The 17,146-nt window shown below is 36.0% G+C and carries 12 protein-coding genes; 8 read left to right on the forward strand and 4 right to left on the reverse strand.

Annotated elements, in window-relative coordinates:
* Positions 1-40: 40 nt before the first annotated feature.
* On the reverse strand, positions 41-1,603 hold the full coding sequence (locus ACE1OF_RS03420; RefSeq protein ID WP_448892825.1) for an NAD(P)H-hydrate dehydratase: 1,563 nt from the start codon (positions 1,601-1,603) through the stop codon (positions 41-43).
* 96 nt (positions 1,604-1,699) lie between these two features.
* Between ACE1OF_RS03420 and queG the strand changes: the two genes are divergently transcribed.
* Positions 1,700-2,938: a tRNA epoxyqueuosine(34) reductase QueG gene (gene queG / locus ACE1OF_RS03425; RefSeq protein WP_448892827.1), complete on the forward strand. Its 1,239-nt coding sequence runs from the start codon at positions 1,700-1,702 to the stop codon at positions 2,936-2,938.
* Between the two features lie 20 nt (positions 2,939-2,958).
* On the opposite strand, the gene ACE1OF_RS03430 is transcribed toward queG, so the two are convergent.
* Both ACE1OF_RS03430 and orn read right to left on the reverse strand, forming a co-directional pair.
* On the reverse strand, positions 2,959-6,309 hold the full coding sequence (locus ACE1OF_RS03430; RefSeq protein WP_448892829.1) for a hypothetical protein: 3,351 nt from the start codon (positions 6,307-6,309) through the stop codon (positions 2,959-2,961).
* 247 nt (positions 6,310-6,556) lie between these two features.
* Positions 6,557-7,102: an oligoribonuclease gene (gene orn, locus ACE1OF_RS03435; protein WP_448892831.1), complete on the reverse strand. Its 546-nt coding sequence runs from the start codon at positions 7,100-7,102 to the stop codon at positions 6,557-6,559.
* 91 nt (positions 7,103-7,193) lie between these two features.
* Between orn and rsgA the strand changes: the two genes are divergently transcribed.
* The 4 genes from rsgA to ACE1OF_RS03455 all read left to right on the forward strand — a co-directional run bounded on the left by rsgA (position 7,194) and on the right by ACE1OF_RS03455 (position 11,691).
* Positions 7,194-8,246: a small ribosomal subunit biogenesis GTPase RsgA gene (rsgA, locus tag ACE1OF_RS03440; protein ID WP_448892833.1), complete on the forward strand. Its 1,053-nt coding sequence runs from the start codon at positions 7,194-7,196 to the stop codon at positions 8,244-8,246.
* A gap of 120 nt (positions 8,247-8,366) precedes the next feature.
* Positions 8,367-9,206 (forward strand): archaetidylserine decarboxylase, encoded by an 840-nt coding sequence (gene asd / locus ACE1OF_RS03445; RefSeq protein WP_448892863.1) that lies wholly within the window; start codon positions 8,367-8,369, stop codon positions 9,204-9,206.
* A gap of 108 nt (positions 9,207-9,314) precedes the next feature.
* Positions 9,315-9,701: a BlaI/MecI/CopY family transcriptional regulator gene (locus tag ACE1OF_RS03450; protein ID WP_448892835.1), complete on the forward strand. Its 387-nt coding sequence runs from the start codon at positions 9,315-9,317 to the stop codon at positions 9,699-9,701.
* A 22-nt stretch (positions 9,702-9,723) separates the two neighbouring features.
* Complete coding sequence (locus tag ACE1OF_RS03455; protein ID WP_448892837.1) at positions 9,724-11,691, forward strand: M56 family metallopeptidase; 1,968 nt, start codon at positions 9,724-9,726, stop codon at positions 11,689-11,691.
* Here the strand turns inward: ACE1OF_RS03455 and ACE1OF_RS03460 are convergent.
* A complete protein-coding gene (locus ACE1OF_RS03460) occupies positions 11,688-12,170 on the reverse strand; it encodes a Spy/CpxP family protein refolding chaperone (RefSeq protein ID WP_448892838.1) in 483 nt (160 codons plus the stop codon). The genes ACE1OF_RS03455 and ACE1OF_RS03460 overlap by 4 nt on opposite strands.
* Before the next feature lie 173 nt (positions 12,171-12,343).
* Between ACE1OF_RS03460 and ACE1OF_RS03465 the strand changes: the two genes are divergently transcribed.
* From ACE1OF_RS03465 to ACE1OF_RS03475, 3 genes are read left to right on the forward strand one after another with little or no spacing between them, the layout of a single operon-like run.
* Positions 12,344-13,072: a response regulator transcription factor gene (locus tag ACE1OF_RS03465; RefSeq protein WP_448892839.1), complete on the forward strand. Its 729-nt coding sequence runs from the start codon at positions 12,344-12,346 to the stop codon at positions 13,070-13,072.
* A gap of 1 nt (position 13,073) precedes the next feature.
* Positions 13,074-14,504 carry an ATP-binding protein gene (locus tag ACE1OF_RS03470; RefSeq protein ID WP_448892841.1) on the forward strand — a complete coding sequence of 477 codons (1,431 nt, stop codon included), beginning with the start codon at positions 13,074-13,076 and terminating at the stop codon, positions 14,502-14,504.
* Between the two features lie 33 nt (positions 14,505-14,537).
* Positions 14,538-17,003 (forward strand): DUF748 domain-containing protein, encoded by a 2,466-nt coding sequence (locus tag ACE1OF_RS03475; RefSeq protein ID WP_448892842.1) that lies wholly within the window; start codon positions 14,538-14,540, stop codon positions 17,001-17,003.
* Positions 17,004-17,146 lie beyond the last annotated feature (143 nt).

Here is a 17,146-nt window from a genome sequence, read left to right on the forward strand (position 1 = left end):
TTCTCAAAAATCTTATCATTTTAAAAAAAATTAAAATGAGTTAAGTTGCATTAACTAATGTGCGTAGTGGCGTAAACAAATCACTCGCTAACATGCCACATTGACCATACTTATTCGCAATAATATCACCTGCAGCGCCATGAATATAGACAGCAGAACAAGCAGCCATAAAATAATCATTCGCTTGTAATGTAAATGCTGCCACAATACCAGCGAGTACATCGCCCATACCGCCTGAAGCCATACCTGCATTGCCTGTGCTGTTGATCATTATTTGATTTCCATCTGAGATTAAAGTTCCCGCCCCTTTTAAAATACAAATGCCTCCGTATTGTTTAACAATACTTTGTACTGCGCTAAAACGATCAGCTTCTATACTTGCTACATCACACCCCAATAAACGCGCTGCTTCTTTTGGGTGTGGTGTTAAAACCCAATGTTCGCAATAACTTTTAGTTTGAGCTAAAAATGTTAAAGCGTCAGCATCTATCACCAAACGTTTTTCTTTATTATCTATTACCTTAGAATTAATTATGTCGGCTATAATCAAGTCAAACAATGTTTTGGCCCAAGCTGTTTGTCCTAAACCTGGTCCAAGTAATATAACTTTGGCTTTTTTCATTGCCATTGAGTTAACCAAAAGTTTTGCTGTGGCAGGTGCTAACATTAGTTCAGGGCGACCATTAAACACCATCACTTGGTTATTCTTATGACAACAGACGCCAACTAGCCCTGCACCACACCTTAACGTGGCTTCACTCGCTAAACGAATAGCACCAGGCATTCCCTGACCACCGCCAATCGCTAACACTTCTCCTATCATTCCTTTATGGCTAGTATTCACTCGTTTTTTTAATGGCTTAATCTCATTACATAAGGGATTACTATCGAGATACTCCACAGCACTCGTCACAGCTTCCGTAAACGCAATACCTAAATCAATGTCAGCTAGCAATAGCTCACCAACAAAGTTAGCTGCTTGCCCTGTAAGTAAACCTTGTTTGTAAACAATAAAGGTAACGGTTACATCGGCAATAACCGCATTATCTCCATGAACAAACCCCGTTGTTGCACATAAGCCTGAGGGAATATCGATACTTAATACCATCGCATTCTTAGCATTTATAGTAGCAACTAATTGCTGCATTGGTTCATTTAACACGCCATAAAAACCAATTCCAAAAAGTGCATCAACAATAATATCACCAGAAAAATTACTAACTGCTGCAACTAAGTTTTGAGTAGAAACCTGTTTAACCCCTGCGTCGAGCATGGCTTGATATGCGGTTAACGCGTCACCTTTAATATATTCAGGCTCGCAGGTTATTAGCACGCTAACATTCATATTTGCTAAATGTGCTAAACGTGCCAAAACAAATCCATCCCCGCCATTATTGCCTTTGCCCGATAAAACTAAAACACTGTTTGCCGTAGGCCAACGTTGACACAAAACCTGAAACGCGGCATTTCCAGCTCGAGTCATTAATTCAAACATTGGTAGCTTTTGACTTTTGGCCACAATGCTTTCATTATCTAGCACTTGTTTCGCGCTATAAGCGCTGTACCAACTATGTTTTGTGTTAGCTTGTTGTGATAAACTCATCAAAATTTACGCCCTGTTGATTATGTGTCGACTAATTATGTTTCGATTAATTTAGTCTTCTTTATTTACTCTATATACTGGTTATTTCACTTAAAAATGACAAACACCACGCCTAATACCCCTACTATTAACTATCCTGAATTGGTTGAAAAAATCAAGTGTTGGGGAAAAGAATTAGGTTTTTCTCAACTAGGTATTACCGATATTGATCTCTCTAAGCATGAACAAGCGCTAGAAAAGTGGATAGCAAATAATTACCATGGCAATATGGATTATATGGCTCGGCACGGATTAATGCGAGCCCGTCCTGCCGAATTGGCCCCTGGCACGGTTAGAGCGATAAGTGTCAGATTAGATTATCTACCTACCAAAGCAAAATGCGCGCGTATTTTAAAAGCCAAAGACCATGCCTATATAAGTCGCTACGCATTAGGTCGAGATTACCACAAATTAATGCGTAAACGACTTCAACAATTAGGCAAATTGATTACTCAATACTGTGAAAACTTCAACTTCCGCCCTTTTGTTGACTCAGCACCAATATTAGAACGTCCTTTAGCCGAAAAAGCAGGTTTAGGTTGGGTAGGAAAACACAGTTTATTGCTAAACAAAGAAGCTGGTTCTTGGTTTTTTATTGGTGAACTATTAATTGATATCCCTTTACCTGTAACGACTATTCAGCCTGAAAAAAGTGATTCATTAAAAACAACAGATGCTACAGACACCCACAAGACAAAAATCAATGGCTGCGGACATTGTGTTGCTTGTATTAAAATATGCCCTACACAAGCTATTGTTGAACCTTATGTTGTTGATGCAAGACGTTGTATTTCTTACTTTACTATTGAATCACCCGATCCTATTCCACTTGAATTAAGACCCTTAATGGGCAATAGAATTTATGGTTGTGATGATTGCCAGCTAATTTGTCCATGGAATAAATACGCCAAACTCAGTTTAGAAAATGATTTTCAAGCTCGACACCAACTAGATGAAATAACGCTGCTAACGCTTTTTGCTTGGGATGAACCCTATTTTTTAGCCACTTTGGAAGGATCTCCTATACGTAGAATAGGCTTTCAAAGTTGGCAACGAAATATTGCCGTTGCCTTAGGAAATGCACCATGGGATAAAGAGATTATTAAGACATTGGAGGAGAAATTAAGTAATGCCTCAACATTAGTTGCTGAGCATATTCGCTGGGCTATTGAACAGCAACAAATGAAAAAACCTAATAACACTGGTTCAATAACTAAAATAGATAACGATACCAACAAAAGGCTCAATGCTCGATTAATTCGCTCAGTTGAAAAAGGACTCCCCAGAGACGCCTAATGATTTTACGTTGAATTGGCCTAAATAGCCTCAGCATAGGTATCAATATCATTCAATGCAAAACGTGTCTCTTTAATTAAAACGTTAATATTATCTAAACTGCTGGGAATTTCACTGCCACTTAAAAGCTTTGTCCATTGATTACATAATATTTGCAACCTTGGGGCAGCGAGTATATTGGCATTTAGCACCAACGTTGCTATAGACAATTTGGCTGTCGCTATATTCTTTCCCTTGATCGCTTCAATTAATGTATTCAGTTGTTGATGATTATCTTGCGTGTAATCATCAAGCATAAAGAATGCTAATTCTGCCGATCCTTGATTGAACAAATAGCGTGAAAAGTCAAAAGTCATTTCATTTTTATTTTGACTATAAACATCAGCAACTTGTGTAATAAAAAGTTCATTGGCTATGTCTGGAAGCCCTGTATTATGTGAACGATCATTTTTAGGGCGAGAAAGAGGTAACGCTGTCTTTAATACTTGTTCAGACTTGCTCTTTAAGTTGCTTTTAAGCCTGATCCAAGGAGATAAGGCATTAATTAACTCAGTTAATGTACTTTCTTTAGTGAGCTTCCCTTTGTACCATGTATTAATGTTACTGCGATTACTAACATTAAACTTGCTATCGGTGAGACTAAAAACGCCAATATTAATGGAGGGGGTATTGGTCATTTCAACAAAAGCTGTTTCAATAAACTCTGTAATCAATATGCCAAATTGCCCTGTTTTCCAACGTGTTTTCTGTAATGTTTCATGAGTAACTACCTGCACCTGTAAACCTAGCCATTGTAATATTCGCTGCAAATTTTGATAGTATTGTGGTGATCGAACGCCAAGAAGTATCGGTAATTGAATTGAAATGTTTTGATTTTCAATAAAAGGCTCACAACTAAATAGTTGATTATCTCTTTTACTACTTTTGACTAATTTAACAAGATTTTCGATGAAAGTGTCCTTACAAAAAATTTGTTCTGCTTGCTCATAGAAACCGAAACGTTCATAACTCAATTCTTTTGATTGAAGTACCATTAATTTAGGTTGCATAGCATGAGGTAATGTAAAAATTTTCTCATGGATATAATCAAGATGGTTAAACGCCATATCACTAGAAATCACTAAAACATCAAGCTTATGGTTACTGAGGTATGTTGCATTAATATAATGCTCAATACTTTCAATAACAGCTAAACGTTCAAATTTTCCTTTTGCAAGCAATACAGTTTTTTCAATTATTTCAGTCAAAATGTCATTATTTGCCAATAACACTATTTTACTATTATTTAGTGATATTTCATCCGCATCATTGACTGTTGTTGTTGCTAACGGTAATTCAAAACTAAGATGGTAACCATCATCAACAAGTTGAGCTGTAACATTATCTCCGTGTTGCTTAGCCAATAGCAATGAAAAAACTTCTACTGGGAGAGACGCTGTAATTTGAGTTAATTGCGATCTCAGTAATTCTGTCACTAAAGCAGGTAATGCATTCTGCGATTTAGTTTTAACTTTAGCTGAAAAGTGGACTAATTGTTGTCCTACACTTTTATCTTGTAGTTGTACTCGCAAGTGTAATTGAGTATCGGGGCAGTCTGCAATAGCAATAGCAATAAACGAACCAATTAGCTGTTGGAATAAATATAGATCTATTTTTACTTCACTGAGTAGTTGTTCATCACAACGAATAAATAATTGGTTATTAGATACAGGTTCTTCTCGTTGTTCATTAAATAAAACGGCATATAGTTCAGCAATCAAGTTAGTATCACAAAGCACTAGTCGTAATTTATCTGACTGTAGTGCTAACAATAAGTCAAACTGTGTTAACTGTCGATACAACAAACTTAATTGGATTGATGTACCCAAGCCCTGATCTTTTGTTAATAATTTAGGGCTAATACAAGCTAATTGATGCTGCTGTATTATTCTGAGTAGCGACGTTTCTATCAAGCTATAATGACGTAACTCATCCTCAAGTTTTTTTTGTTCTTTAGCTTTTATTTCAAGTTCATATTGCTCATTGTGTTGAATTAAATCTTTCGTTTTTTCAATTTGCTCTGATAAGCGTTGCTGCAAAGATTGGTATTGTGTAGTCAGTGATTGAAATTCAAGTTCGCTATGCAACGGTTTTACTGTGTTTTCCACAAGCTGAATTATTTCTTGTGTTTCCATACAATTAGCCACTACATTTACTGTTGGTTTGTTAAATGTCTCTTTAATAATATCGACGCTATTTTGAATAGATAACTTAATTTGACTTCGTAATTGCCACAATAAAAAGAAAAAGAAGTATAATGAAAAGCTTATCATTGCAGTTAAAATGATAATAATGCTCTGAGTCGATAAATAAAGATCAAACTTACTAAGAAAAGTACTGATAATACTTTTACTATTTATCCGTGGATATTCATAAGAGGTAGCGAGTAGTTGTTTTATTTTTTGTTGTTGCTCCGTTAAATCTAACCGATAATTTTCAGCTAAACGAATATATCCCTGCCATTTAGCCAAAGCATTTTGCTCTGTTAAAGCTATTTTTTCAAAAGCGTTAAGTTGCTGGTTAACATCAAGCATGACTTTGTTTGGGTCGTTAACTCTCGCCTGCTGATGCAGTGCAAAAAGTTCTTCTACCTTTGTGCGTAAATACTCAAAACGTACCATAGGAGTATGTCTATTTAGTTGTTCGAAACCTAATAACACATCAAGGAACAAAGATTTTAACTGTTGTAGATGATTTAAATGCTGAACTGCTTGTGCATAAGCGCTTGCACTACGATAAGTCACCTTGTTTTTTACTTTTTCAGCCTGTAATTGTTCATAATAGGTTTTTTGTTGAGCACGCTGTTTATTAATCACTGGCTGTATGGAAAGTATCATTAACTGCAACTGAATAATGCTACTTTGTTTTAACTGTTGATTACGCGTGTAGCTATCTTGCAGACGTGAGACAGTATCTTCGGCAAGTCTATATTCATTCAACCATTGTTGAAAAGTTACTACATTGGCACGAGTTTTATGTTCTAGTAACTGGCTATTGAGCGTAGTTAATGTTTTATGTAATTCAACAAAATTTTCTGCATTGGCAGCAGCCAATAAATTACTAACGAGCTCATCCGCTTTTTGCAATGCTTTAATCTGTTTTAATTCTTGTGTTAAAGGAATTAGTTGATTAGCTTCTAATGCGTATTTCTGAATATTATTCTGATAAAATAATGAATAAGCTAGCCCTACCGCAACCACTATCGTCAAAAACAAGGCCATTAACAAAGAGGTAAATTGTCGATATAACGGTTTTAATTTCTGTGTTTGTTTAGGTTGAATAGGTGCCATATTATCTTTGGTCAGGTCAGAAAACTCGTCAATATCGCTCATAGTTATTGTTTTTACTCTAAATTCCTTAATACGCTTAGTTTATACCAAAGCATAAGAGAAATAATAGCCAGATAACAAAAAGGTTATGAGTACATTAACACTATTTAACAACTAGGCTAGCCTTTTATATGCACCGTAAATAAGAGGTGATGTAATATAAACTCTCATTTTCAAGGCTGAGCGTATATCACATTTGGACACACTTTTGCTTTCTATCATAACATCGCTTGAGCATTAATGTTTACAGTTATAATCTAAAAAAGTGCTCTTGATAAACCTTTAACTCTGCAATAGATTCACGTATATCGTCTAACGCTAAATGTGCGCCTGTTTTAACAACTTTATCTAATACTTCTGGTTTCCAACGGCGAGCTAATTCTTTTACTGTACTTACATCTAAGTTACGATAATGAAAATAATCTTCAAAATCAGGCATGTATTTATTTATAAAACGTCTGTCTTGCCCAATACTATTACCACACATAGGTGACACGCCTTGGGGAACATATTGCTGAACAAATTCAATAGTTTTAGCGGTAGCTTCTTTAATATCTACCTTACTGTCGCGACAACGTTGCGTTAACCCTGAATTACCATGGTGTTCAATACACCATTCACTCATATTGTCTAAAACATCGTCTGGTTGGGCAATAGCAAAAACAGGACCTTCTGCTAAAATATTTAGCTGACTATCTGTCACAATAGTGGCTATTTCTAAGACAACGTCCGTCTCAGGCTCTAAGCCTGTCATCTCTAAATCAAGCCAAATTAAATTGGTTTTGTTACATGTCATAAATATCCCTTAAAATTGCACAAGCAATAGCTAGTAAATGTCAGTATAATAGCCGACAACTCACTAGGATTAAACAAAATGATCAACACTTGTGTCTAAGAAAAAACTGACTAAAGGCCAGCAACGGCGCATTAAAGCCAATCACGACAAAAAATTACGGCCAAAAGCAGGCTCAGGTCTTGAGAAAGTACAATGGCAAGATGACGAGCTTGGTGCAACTGAACAAGGTACTGTAATTAGTCGATTTGGCCAACATGCTGATGTAGAAAGTAACGATGGCACTATATATCGCTGCAACCTACGCCGCTCAATAACTTCTTTAGTGTGCGGAGACAAAGTGCTATGGCGTTTAGGTAAAGAAACTGAACACAGTATTCGTGGCATTATTGAAGCTGTGCATGATCGTGAATCAGTCTTAAGTCGTCCTGATGTTTACGACGGCGTAAAACCCATTGCGGCAAATATTAGCCAAATTTTAATTGTTTCATCACTATTACCCGCATTCAATAGCGATATTATCGATCGTTACCTAGTTGCCGCAGAACAAACTGGCATCACCCCAGTCATTGTATTAAACAAAATTGATTTGCTGGGCGAGCTAAGTCAGAAAGAACAAACTGATATTGAACAACAATTACAAATATATCGAACGATTGGTTATCAAGTACTGTATGGCAGTAGTCAAACTAATGAAGGTATTAACGACATAAAAACACAATTAAGCCAACATGTAAGCATTTTTGTTGGCCAATCGGGGGTAGGTAAATCAACCTTAGTTAATGCGCTTATGCCCGAATTAGGTGTCATCACTCAAGAAGTTTCACAAAACTCTGGTTTAGGTCAACATACAACAACAGTCGCACGTTTGTATCATTTTGAAGACGGCGGCGACTTAATTGATTCACCTGGTATTCGAGAATTTGGTTTATGGCATTTAACCCCTGAGCAAGTGTTTAATGGCTTCAAAGAATTTGAACAATTTCAAGGCTTATGTAAATTTAGAGATTGTAAACACCAAAACGATCCTGGTTGCGCATTAATTGCTGCTTCTGATCAAGATATTCACCCTAAGCGCCTAGCTAGCTTCCAGCGAATTTTAGGTAGTTTAGGTGAAAACAAACTCACATCACGATTTAATGATTAGTGATGAATTAACTCATTTTATAAATAATTTAGAATACATAAAGGAAAAAACGTGTCGTCTCAGAGCAAACCTTCAACCAATAATTTTAATGACAGAATTAAAATCACCTTACAGTATATTATGCCCAAACATGCAATTTCTCGTTTAGTAGGGAAATTAGCTGCTGCAAAAATGGGTTGGTTTACCACAAAGCTAATTAATATATTTATCAAAACATATAAGATCAATATGGCTGAAGCTAAACTAAAAAATGCAAGTGATTTTGCCACTTTTAATGACTTTTTCACCCGCGAATTAGAAGAAGGCGCACGCACAATTAATGCTGATATTAATACGTTATGTTACCCCGTCGATGGTGCAATTTCACAGCAAGGCGACATTGTTGAAGGAAAATTAATCCAAGCGAAAGGATTTAACTACAGCCTAACCTCTTTATTAGGAGGAGACGTAAGAACAGCAGCGCCTTTTCAAGAAGGCAAATTTTCTTGTATTTATCTGGCACCAAAAGATTATCATAGAATCCATATGCCTATGGCTGCAACCTTGCGTGAAATGATTTACGTACCTGGCGAATTATTTTCGGTTAACCCGCTCACCGCTAATAATGTACCTAATTTATTTGCCCGTAATGAACGCATAGTTACCATATTTGATACAACGCATGGCCCATTAGCCATGGTGCTTGTGGGTGCAACCATTGTGGCGAGTATTGAAACAACTTGGGCCGGCACCATCACTCCTCCTGCAGGTAAAGATATTTTCAGATGGCAATATCCTGCAACAGGTATTGACGCTGTTCATTTTGAAAAAGGTGACGAAATGGGGCGCTTTAAACTAGGGTCAACTGTTGTGTGTGCTTTTGCGCCTAACATGATTGATTTTGCACCTGATGCTGCACCAGAAACAGTAACAAGATTAGGCGAAAATTATGCGAGTTTGATCAACACAAATGACACATAAATTAGTTGCTCATTAATTCAACAAAGGATAGGATATAAGCAAACAAGTGTTACGACTGAGTTCGTAGCATATAATTAAACTTTACAAATTTATTATTCGGGAAGAAACATGGCACTTGATAAATCCGTAGTAAAGCCTACAGAAGCAGAGTTATCTTTACTCAATATTCTTTGGCAGATGGGTCCAGCTACCGTTAAACAAATACACGAAGTAGTTAGCGCAACACATACAACTGGTTACACTACTGTATTAAAAATACTTCAAATAATGCATGAAAAATCATTGGTAATTCGTGACGAAACCAATCGTGCTCATGTCTATGCCGCCGCGAATAGTGAAACACATACACAATCTTCTTTAATTAAAGATCTTATTAGTAAAGCATTTGGTGGTTCTACCTCAAAGTTAGTCATGCGAGCTATTGATGATTCAACTTCAGCCCAAGAAATTAATGATATTCGTCAGCTACTAAATTCACTAGAAAAAGAAACCTAAGAGATAAATATTAAAAAATAATATGCTAGAAAATTTTTTCAGTAGCCCCATTTTAACCAGTTTAGCGCTCACTTTATTGCATTTTTTGTGGCAAGGTTTGCTCGTGGCTATCGTATTAAAATCTGCATTACTTATTTTCAACAATAACAAGCCTCAATTACGTTATGCTTTATCAGCACTAGCTATGTTGGTAAACTTACTATTACCCATTATTACCTTTATTATTATTTATCAAACTGAGGTTACCTCAGTTAATACACTGGCAAGTTCTTTAGCGCTAAATGAATTCATACAAGAGCTAAAGCAGCCTGATGCTCTATTTACATATAGAGAGCTCACCGAGACACTGCCGCTGTTACTGCCCTACCTTTCTGTTTTATGGTTAGCCACTATTACCTTGTTAGCCAGTAAATTATTAATAGAAATATCAACGGTTAATAAACTACCTAAACAGGGCACTGTTGCGCCAAATGATGAGCTAAAGTCGCGTTTTGATGAGTTGGTTAAACAAATTAGTTTAAACGTAACGCCTCGCTTATTAATTTCATTAAAAGTTGAAGTGCCCATGGCTATTGGCTGGCTTAAACCTGTCGTTTTATTGCCTGCCACCATGATCACAGGCTTAAATAACGCACAGCTTGAAATGCTAATTTTGCATGAGCTTGCCCATATTCGTCGACATGATTATTTGGTCAACTTTTTACAAACACTCGTTGAAATATTATTGTTTTTCCATCCTGCTGTATTATGGGTTTCTAAACAAATGCGTAACGAGCGCGAATACTGCAGTGATGATATTGCTGTACAACATTGCGGAAATGCAATTGCTTACGCCCATACATTGGCTGACACAGCCTCTTTATGTACAAAAACGCATAATCATACAATACCCAATATGGCAATGGCCGCATCAGGTGGTGATTTAAAACAACGTGTGATTCGCTTGGTTGATCATCATTGCGCACCAAGTAATAACATCAGTAAATGGTTTGCCAGCGCGACAATTATTTTTTCTGTTCTATTGCTTTCAAGCAAGCAACTACTAACCATGCCTTTGCTTGATATTTGGTACAACGAAAACCCATGGAAACAATTTAGCCAAATTAAAAGTAATCACACAAAAAATAATAGAGAAATATCAAACTCAATTGAAAGTCATGCAGTTAAAGAACAAGACAGCATTAACATGGTTAATGAAGGTACGGCAGCTAAAAGTATCGCACAACAATTGTTAGCACCAATTGAACAGCCCTTACAAAACCATATACAGCAAACGCAAGCACCAACCCTTAAAGAAACGGAAAACCAACCAGTAAATAAACAGTCGCTTGCTTCAACTAGCAAACCAGCTCAAACGCAACCGAAGTCACAAACAGATACCATCACAGATAAACAATTTACAACCAAATTAGACAACTTAACTTCTAAAGTTCCAACGAAGAGTAAACGGCATGTTGAAAACAAGGTTGCTAGTGACTCTTTAATGGTTGAAAAAGCGTTTGAACGCACTAATTTAAATAACCCTTATCAGCAAGAACTTGTACAATTAGCTGTTTCATCAGCATCAAATACTAGTCAACAGAATGCTAAACCTTTTGAAAATAAAACAGTAAAGCGTAATCATACTGGTAACAATCAAGCGGTTAAAAACAACAATAATATTTTCCCAAAAACACCCCCACTTAAAGAAACCGAAAAAACATCGACTAAAGCTGTTTGGCAAAATGCAAAACAGCTAAAATCTGTTGACCCAGTGTATCCAAGTGTTGCCAAACGCAAAGGTATTGAAATTGAAGTAAAGGTGGATTTCACCATAGATATTAATGGGAAAATAAAAAATATTCAGTTTGATCCACAAAACCACATCAACTACTTTAAAAGTTCAATTCGATCGGCTATTAAAAAATGGCGCTTTCTACCAGCTAAAGTTGATAATAAGCCAGTAGAAAGCCAGATGTCTAAAGTATTTGCTTTTAGCTTACAGAGCTAATCTCTTTTACCTTTCTTACTGTTCTTCTTACGTTTATCCATTTTAGCCAACCATTTTTCCTGCTGCTCAGTTGTTAACACGTTAAATATTGCATGTTTGGTTTTTGCACGTGTTAATGCCACCTGAGTAAACATATCTTGATAAGATACATGTAAAGCAATATAGGCTTGTTCATCAAATGACTCGGCTCGAAGTAACAATTTTTCTTCATCTTTAAACTTCTTCATAGACTCACGCTGTAGTTCGTGTTGCTCTTTAGCTTGAGTTTTTAACGCTTTTATCTGTATTTGCTGCGCCTCTGATAACGAAAGTACTTTGGTCATTCGTTTCATCATGTGTTTACCGCTTTGGTGATGTTTTTGTCCATCAAAGCCAAAATCATTGCCTGCTGCGTAAGCACCAGACATACTTGAAAATGCAATAGCCGCACACACTGCTGAGATTGAAATAATAGATTTTACAGGTTTAATAATATTCATCGTTAACTCCTAGGATTTGTGTTAATTTCACAAAACCAAGTATAAATAACTCAATGCAAAGAAACGCAAAGCCAATGTAAAGATTAAGTAAAGGTTGCAACATTAGATCATAAATAGATGTTAAATGGGTTAAAATATATAAGTAATAATTAGCTATAAGGTAAACACTTCTCTTGAATAAAAAACAAATATTACTTATTGATGACGATCATGAATTAGCAGAGCTTTTAGTTGACTATTTGGCGCAACAAGACTTTATAGTTCATTGCTGTTTTGATGGTCAATCAGGGCTAGAACAAGCTTATAGTAATCAATTTGATCTCATTTTACTTGATGTTATGATGCCGAAACTTAATGGCTTTGAAGTATTAAAAGCACTGGGAAGCCAACATAAAACACCTGTATTAATGTTAACAGCCAAAGGTGATGACAATGACAAAGTACGCGGTTTAGAATTAGGTGCTGATGATTACCTTGCAAAACCTTTTCATCATCAGGAGTTATTGGCCCGTATTAAAGCAATATTACGTCGTATTGAATTAGTTAACCAACAGAACCAACAAGCATTACAACAAGGCTCACAAAAAGATAAAACACCTTTACTGGTTAATAATGTCGAACTAAATCATGCTATTAGGTCTGCTCACTGCCATAACAACCCAATTGAATTAACAGGAACTGAATACCAAATTTTAACGTTATTGTTAGAGCATCATGGTCAAATAATTTCTAAAGAAACCATTTCAGAACAAGTATTAGGCCGAAAACTGAGCCCTTTTGATCGAAGTATTGACGTACATATTGGCAATATTCGTCGAAAATTTTTACCTTTTTGCAATGTTGAAAAAATCAAAACAGTTCGTGGAGCGGGTTATTTGTTTTTAACTGGCGAGAGTAACTAATTTGTCTTCTATCAGCTTTTCTTCAAAAATAAAAACATTATTGTCTTCATTTACGGTCAAGTTGTTTGTTTGCTTTTGGCTAATTGCAATCACCTCTATCATTAGTACACGGTTTATTTCAGAGCAATTATCAAATGACTCCCTTAATGAAGTGATAACTCAGGCCCCCAAATACGAAGAAATGCAACAATTACACAAAATTTCCCGACGCATCAAGCACGCTAAGGCTAATAGTATTAACGAATTATTTACCACAAAGAAAATTAAATTTTCACGAATACCTTTTAATATATGGCTAAAGAACACCAATAATAATGATAAGGTTACGAGCTTATATCCGCTACCGCCAAAGCTTCATCAAGTGGTTAGTAATTATCTTAACGATAAAGAGTTTGACCAACCAGTTGCCAGTGTTTTTTCACATACACAACTTATCGGCCCGATTAAAATAAAGATTAATAAACAACTTTACCAAGTATTTATTTCACGAAAATCACATAAAAAAAATTTTGGTCAACTTGTTCAATCACTCCCATATTGGGTTCGTATTTTAACACCAACCTTGATTAGTTTTTTTCTTTGTTTACTGTTAGCACACTCATTTAGCAAACCAGTTCGCCTTATTAAAAAAGCGACAACTAAATTGGGGGAAGGCAATTTCGATACGCGTGTGGGAGGTGTAAGTCAGCTAAGTGGTGAATTAGGACAACTAGCCACTAGTTTTAACGATATGGCTGAGCAATTGCAACAGAATCAAAGTGCACAACGGCGCTTGTTAGGTGATGTTTCCCATGAATTACGCTCCCCTTTAACAAGGTTACAAATGGCTGTGGGATTAGCACAACAAGAATCTACCACCTCAGCCGCACGAGAACAATATCTGCAACGATGTCAACGAGAAATTGATAGACTCGATCGTATGATTGAAAATGTATTATCATTATCTCGCTTAGAAAACACCTTGCATATAACAGAGTCTGAACAAGTTAATCTCAGTGCATTAGTAAAGAATATTATTAATGATGAACAATTTGTAGCTGATAAAAAATCAATACATATTGAAGAAAATATTCCAAACGATGTGATCATAATAGCCGATCAAACCTTGCTCACCAGCGCTATTAGCAATGTACTCAGCAATGCCGTAAAATATGGCCCAGCACAAAGTATTATTAAAGTCACGTTATCTACAGACAAACAGAATGTTACTTTAACTATCAGTGACTGTGGCGATGGCGTTCCTGAACAAGCCTTAACACAACTTTTTACGCCATTTTATCGAGTCAACCTTGCACGTGACCGCAATACTGGTGGTACAGGTTTAGGTTTGGCTATAGCCAAACAGGCTATTAATGCTCATCATGGTGAAATTTTTGCTAAAAACAACGCAAATAAAGGATTATCTGTTATTATTCAACTCCCTTATTTATAAACTTATTTACGCACGGACCTATTAGTTAATACTATGAACACTTCTTCAATGGATAAAAAGACCTCTTTTTTTAGTTTTAAACTGATAAAAATTATTGCCGCCATTTTTATCAGTATTTATCTTATTATTTGGGCTATTTCATCGCCACTTAGTAAGCATTTTATTAAGCCATTAGTGCTTGAGCAAGGTTTAACACTTTCAGACGATACTGGGATTTACTACAACCCTTTTCTAAGTCAATTAACAATTAGCGACTTAATTTTATATAAAAACCAACAGGGTCAACAAGAAAAAGTCTTTTCTGTAAATAAACTTACGGTTCGTTTAACCTTATACCGCTTGTTATTCGACAAAATAGAAGTGAGTAAATTTGAGTTAAACGATGCTTATATTAAAATCACCAAAACACCAACACAGCTAATTGTTGCAGGTATTGATTTAAATAAAGAAGGTAACGAAAACAAGGAAAGCCAGCAAGAAGAAACTCAAACTGAGGCAGCCCCCTTACCATATCAGTTGGTTTTACCTGAGCTAGCTTTAAATCAAATCAACATTGAAGTGAACAACGAGGATAAACAGCATCACGTCGACATTAAAGCACTTGTGGTGAGCCAAATATTGGCTGATTTAACATCACAAAAAGCACGGCTAAGCCTTCAAAGCGAAATAGATAACGCTGCATTAACAATAACAGCCAACGCCAGTTTTAATCAAGGACAAGGCGTAGTAGAAAGCGAGATATCACTTGCTAACTACCCACTGAATAAAATACAAGGCTATGTAAATGATTTATCTGAACTTAGCGGCCTACTCTCTTTAACAAGTAAACAAGAAATAATCATAGAGCCAGAACAATTACAATTAAACATTACTGAGACTAATTTCAGTAATACTGATCTTATTGTTGGCTACCAACAACAATTTATTAACCTTGAAAAGTTAGAAAATAGCATCGATGATTTAACACTCACACTCAAACAAGGTGTAATCACAGAACTTAATGGTACTAGCCAATTAGCCTTGTATAACGCCACAAGTTACTATGAAAAACCAAGTCACAAACTAGCAACATTTAAGCAGTTCTCGTTAAAGGATATTCGTTTAAGCTTTACCGACCAACCACAAATAAATATAGCAAATCTTATACTCGATGACATTGTTGCTTCAAAAAATGATGAGTCAGAACTCCCTGCTTTAGTTACGCTTAAACAATTTAACATCAGTGATATTTTTGTCAGCGAAAAAGAACTCTCTATTGATAAAATTTTCTTAGATAGCTTACAAAGTAATGTAATTATCAGTAAAGATGGAGCGCTTGCCAACTTAGTCGCCTTACCCACAACGCCTACTGAAACAGATGAAACAGTAACGGCAGCTGAAAGTAAAACTGAGAATGAGAATACGGTAGTTTCTACCGATAATGAAATAAACGATAACACTACCATTGAAGCGAAAAAATCTGATTTTATAATTTCACTCAATGAATTTTCATTCATTAATGATAATCAAATAACGTTAATAGATAACAGTGTTGAGCCTGTTAAACCTCAAAAATTATTTATCGATACTTTGTACTTAGGCGCTATCAGTAATGCTGCCGACAAACTAGACCAGCAAACACCATTTGAATTAGCAGGTCGCAGCGATAAATACACTCGTTTTGACTTTAAAGGTTTTACTGAACCATTTTCAGAACAACCTAAACATAAGCTAAAAGGCTTTTTGAAAGAGCTTTCGTTACCACCTATTTCTCGTTATATGAAACGAGCTGTGCAAATGGAACTCAAAAGTGGTCAGCTCAATACCGATATAGATGTTACCCTAACGGGCGAACAGCTTGAGGGTAACGTAGTTATTCTTTTACGTAGTTTAGAAACCGCGATAGCTGATAGCAATGAAGCAGGCGCATTAATTGACCAAGGCGCATTACCTTTTAATATGGCATTAGGTATGCTAAAAGATAGCCATGGTGATGTTGAACTTGACGTACCCTTGTCTGGCTCCACTTCAGATCCAAACTTTGGTGTGAGTAGCATCGTTTCCTTGATCACTCAAAAAGCGATTTGGATGGCAACTAAAGACTACCTAATGACTACTTTTGTACCCTATGCCAATATTGTCTCTGCTGCCATGACAGTGGGTGAATTTGCTTTAAAATTACGGTTTGATGACTTACTCTACCAAACAAAACAAATAGAACCTAATGAAGCCCAGCAAGATTATTTAAAAGCCTTTATTGCCCTGATGCAAGACAAAGAGGACACTCGCATTAATATTTGCCCTATTAGCATTCCAGCAGATATTGATTTAGCAGTAGGTAACAAAATAACGGATACCCAAAAAATAAACCAATTGAAAGAAATTGGTGAAAAACGAGGAGAAGCATTGAAAGATTATATTATCAAGCATGGTAATATTGACTCTTCAAGACTACTGCTTTGTGCTCCCAAAGTTGATAGTGAAAAAGAAGCACAACCCCGTATAGAACTGTCTGTTTAACAGCTAACTTGTACTAAATTATTAGATACAAACAACAGCCCTCATAAATCAATACAATGAGGGCTGTTTACTTAAATCAACAATAACTCAAGTGCATCTTAGCGCCCTTTCTCAAGCCTATTAAATGGCTAAATCACTATAAC

Source organism: Colwellia sp. E150_009 (assembly GCF_053543955.1).

Bases quoted from the DNA above. Each gene is read 5' to 3' on its own strand.
- orn (WP_448892831.1), bottom strand. From the start codon at position 7,102: ATGACATGTAACAAAACCAATTTAATTTGGCTTGATTTAGAGATGACA.
- ACE1OF_RS03475 (WP_448892842.1), top strand. From the start codon at position 14,538: ATGAACACTTCTTCAATGGATAAAAAGACCTCTTTTTTTAGTTTTAAA.
- asd (WP_448892863.1), top strand. From the start codon at position 8,367: ATGCCCAAACATGCAATTTCTCGTTTAGTAGGGAAATTAGCTGCTGCA.
- ACE1OF_RS03455 (WP_448892837.1), top strand. From the start codon at position 9,724: ATGCTAGAAAATTTTTTCAGTAGCCCCATTTTAACCAGTTTAGCGCTC.
- ACE1OF_RS03450 (WP_448892835.1), top strand. From the start codon at position 9,315: ATGGCACTTGATAAATCCGTAGTAAAGCCTACAGAAGCAGAGTTATCT.
- queG (WP_448892827.1), top strand. From the start codon at position 1,700: ATGACAAACACCACGCCTAATACCCCTACTATTAACTATCCTGAATTG.
- ACE1OF_RS03420 (WP_448892825.1), bottom strand. From the start codon at position 1,603: ATGAGTTTATCACAACAAGCTAACACAAAACATAGTTGGTACAGCGCT.
- ACE1OF_RS03430 (WP_448892829.1), bottom strand. From the start codon at position 6,309: ATGAGCGATATTGACGAGTTTTCTGACCTGACCAAAGATAATATGGCA.
- ACE1OF_RS03460 (WP_448892838.1), bottom strand. From the start codon at position 12,170: ATGAATATTATTAAACCTGTAAAATCTATTATTTCAATCTCAGCAGTG.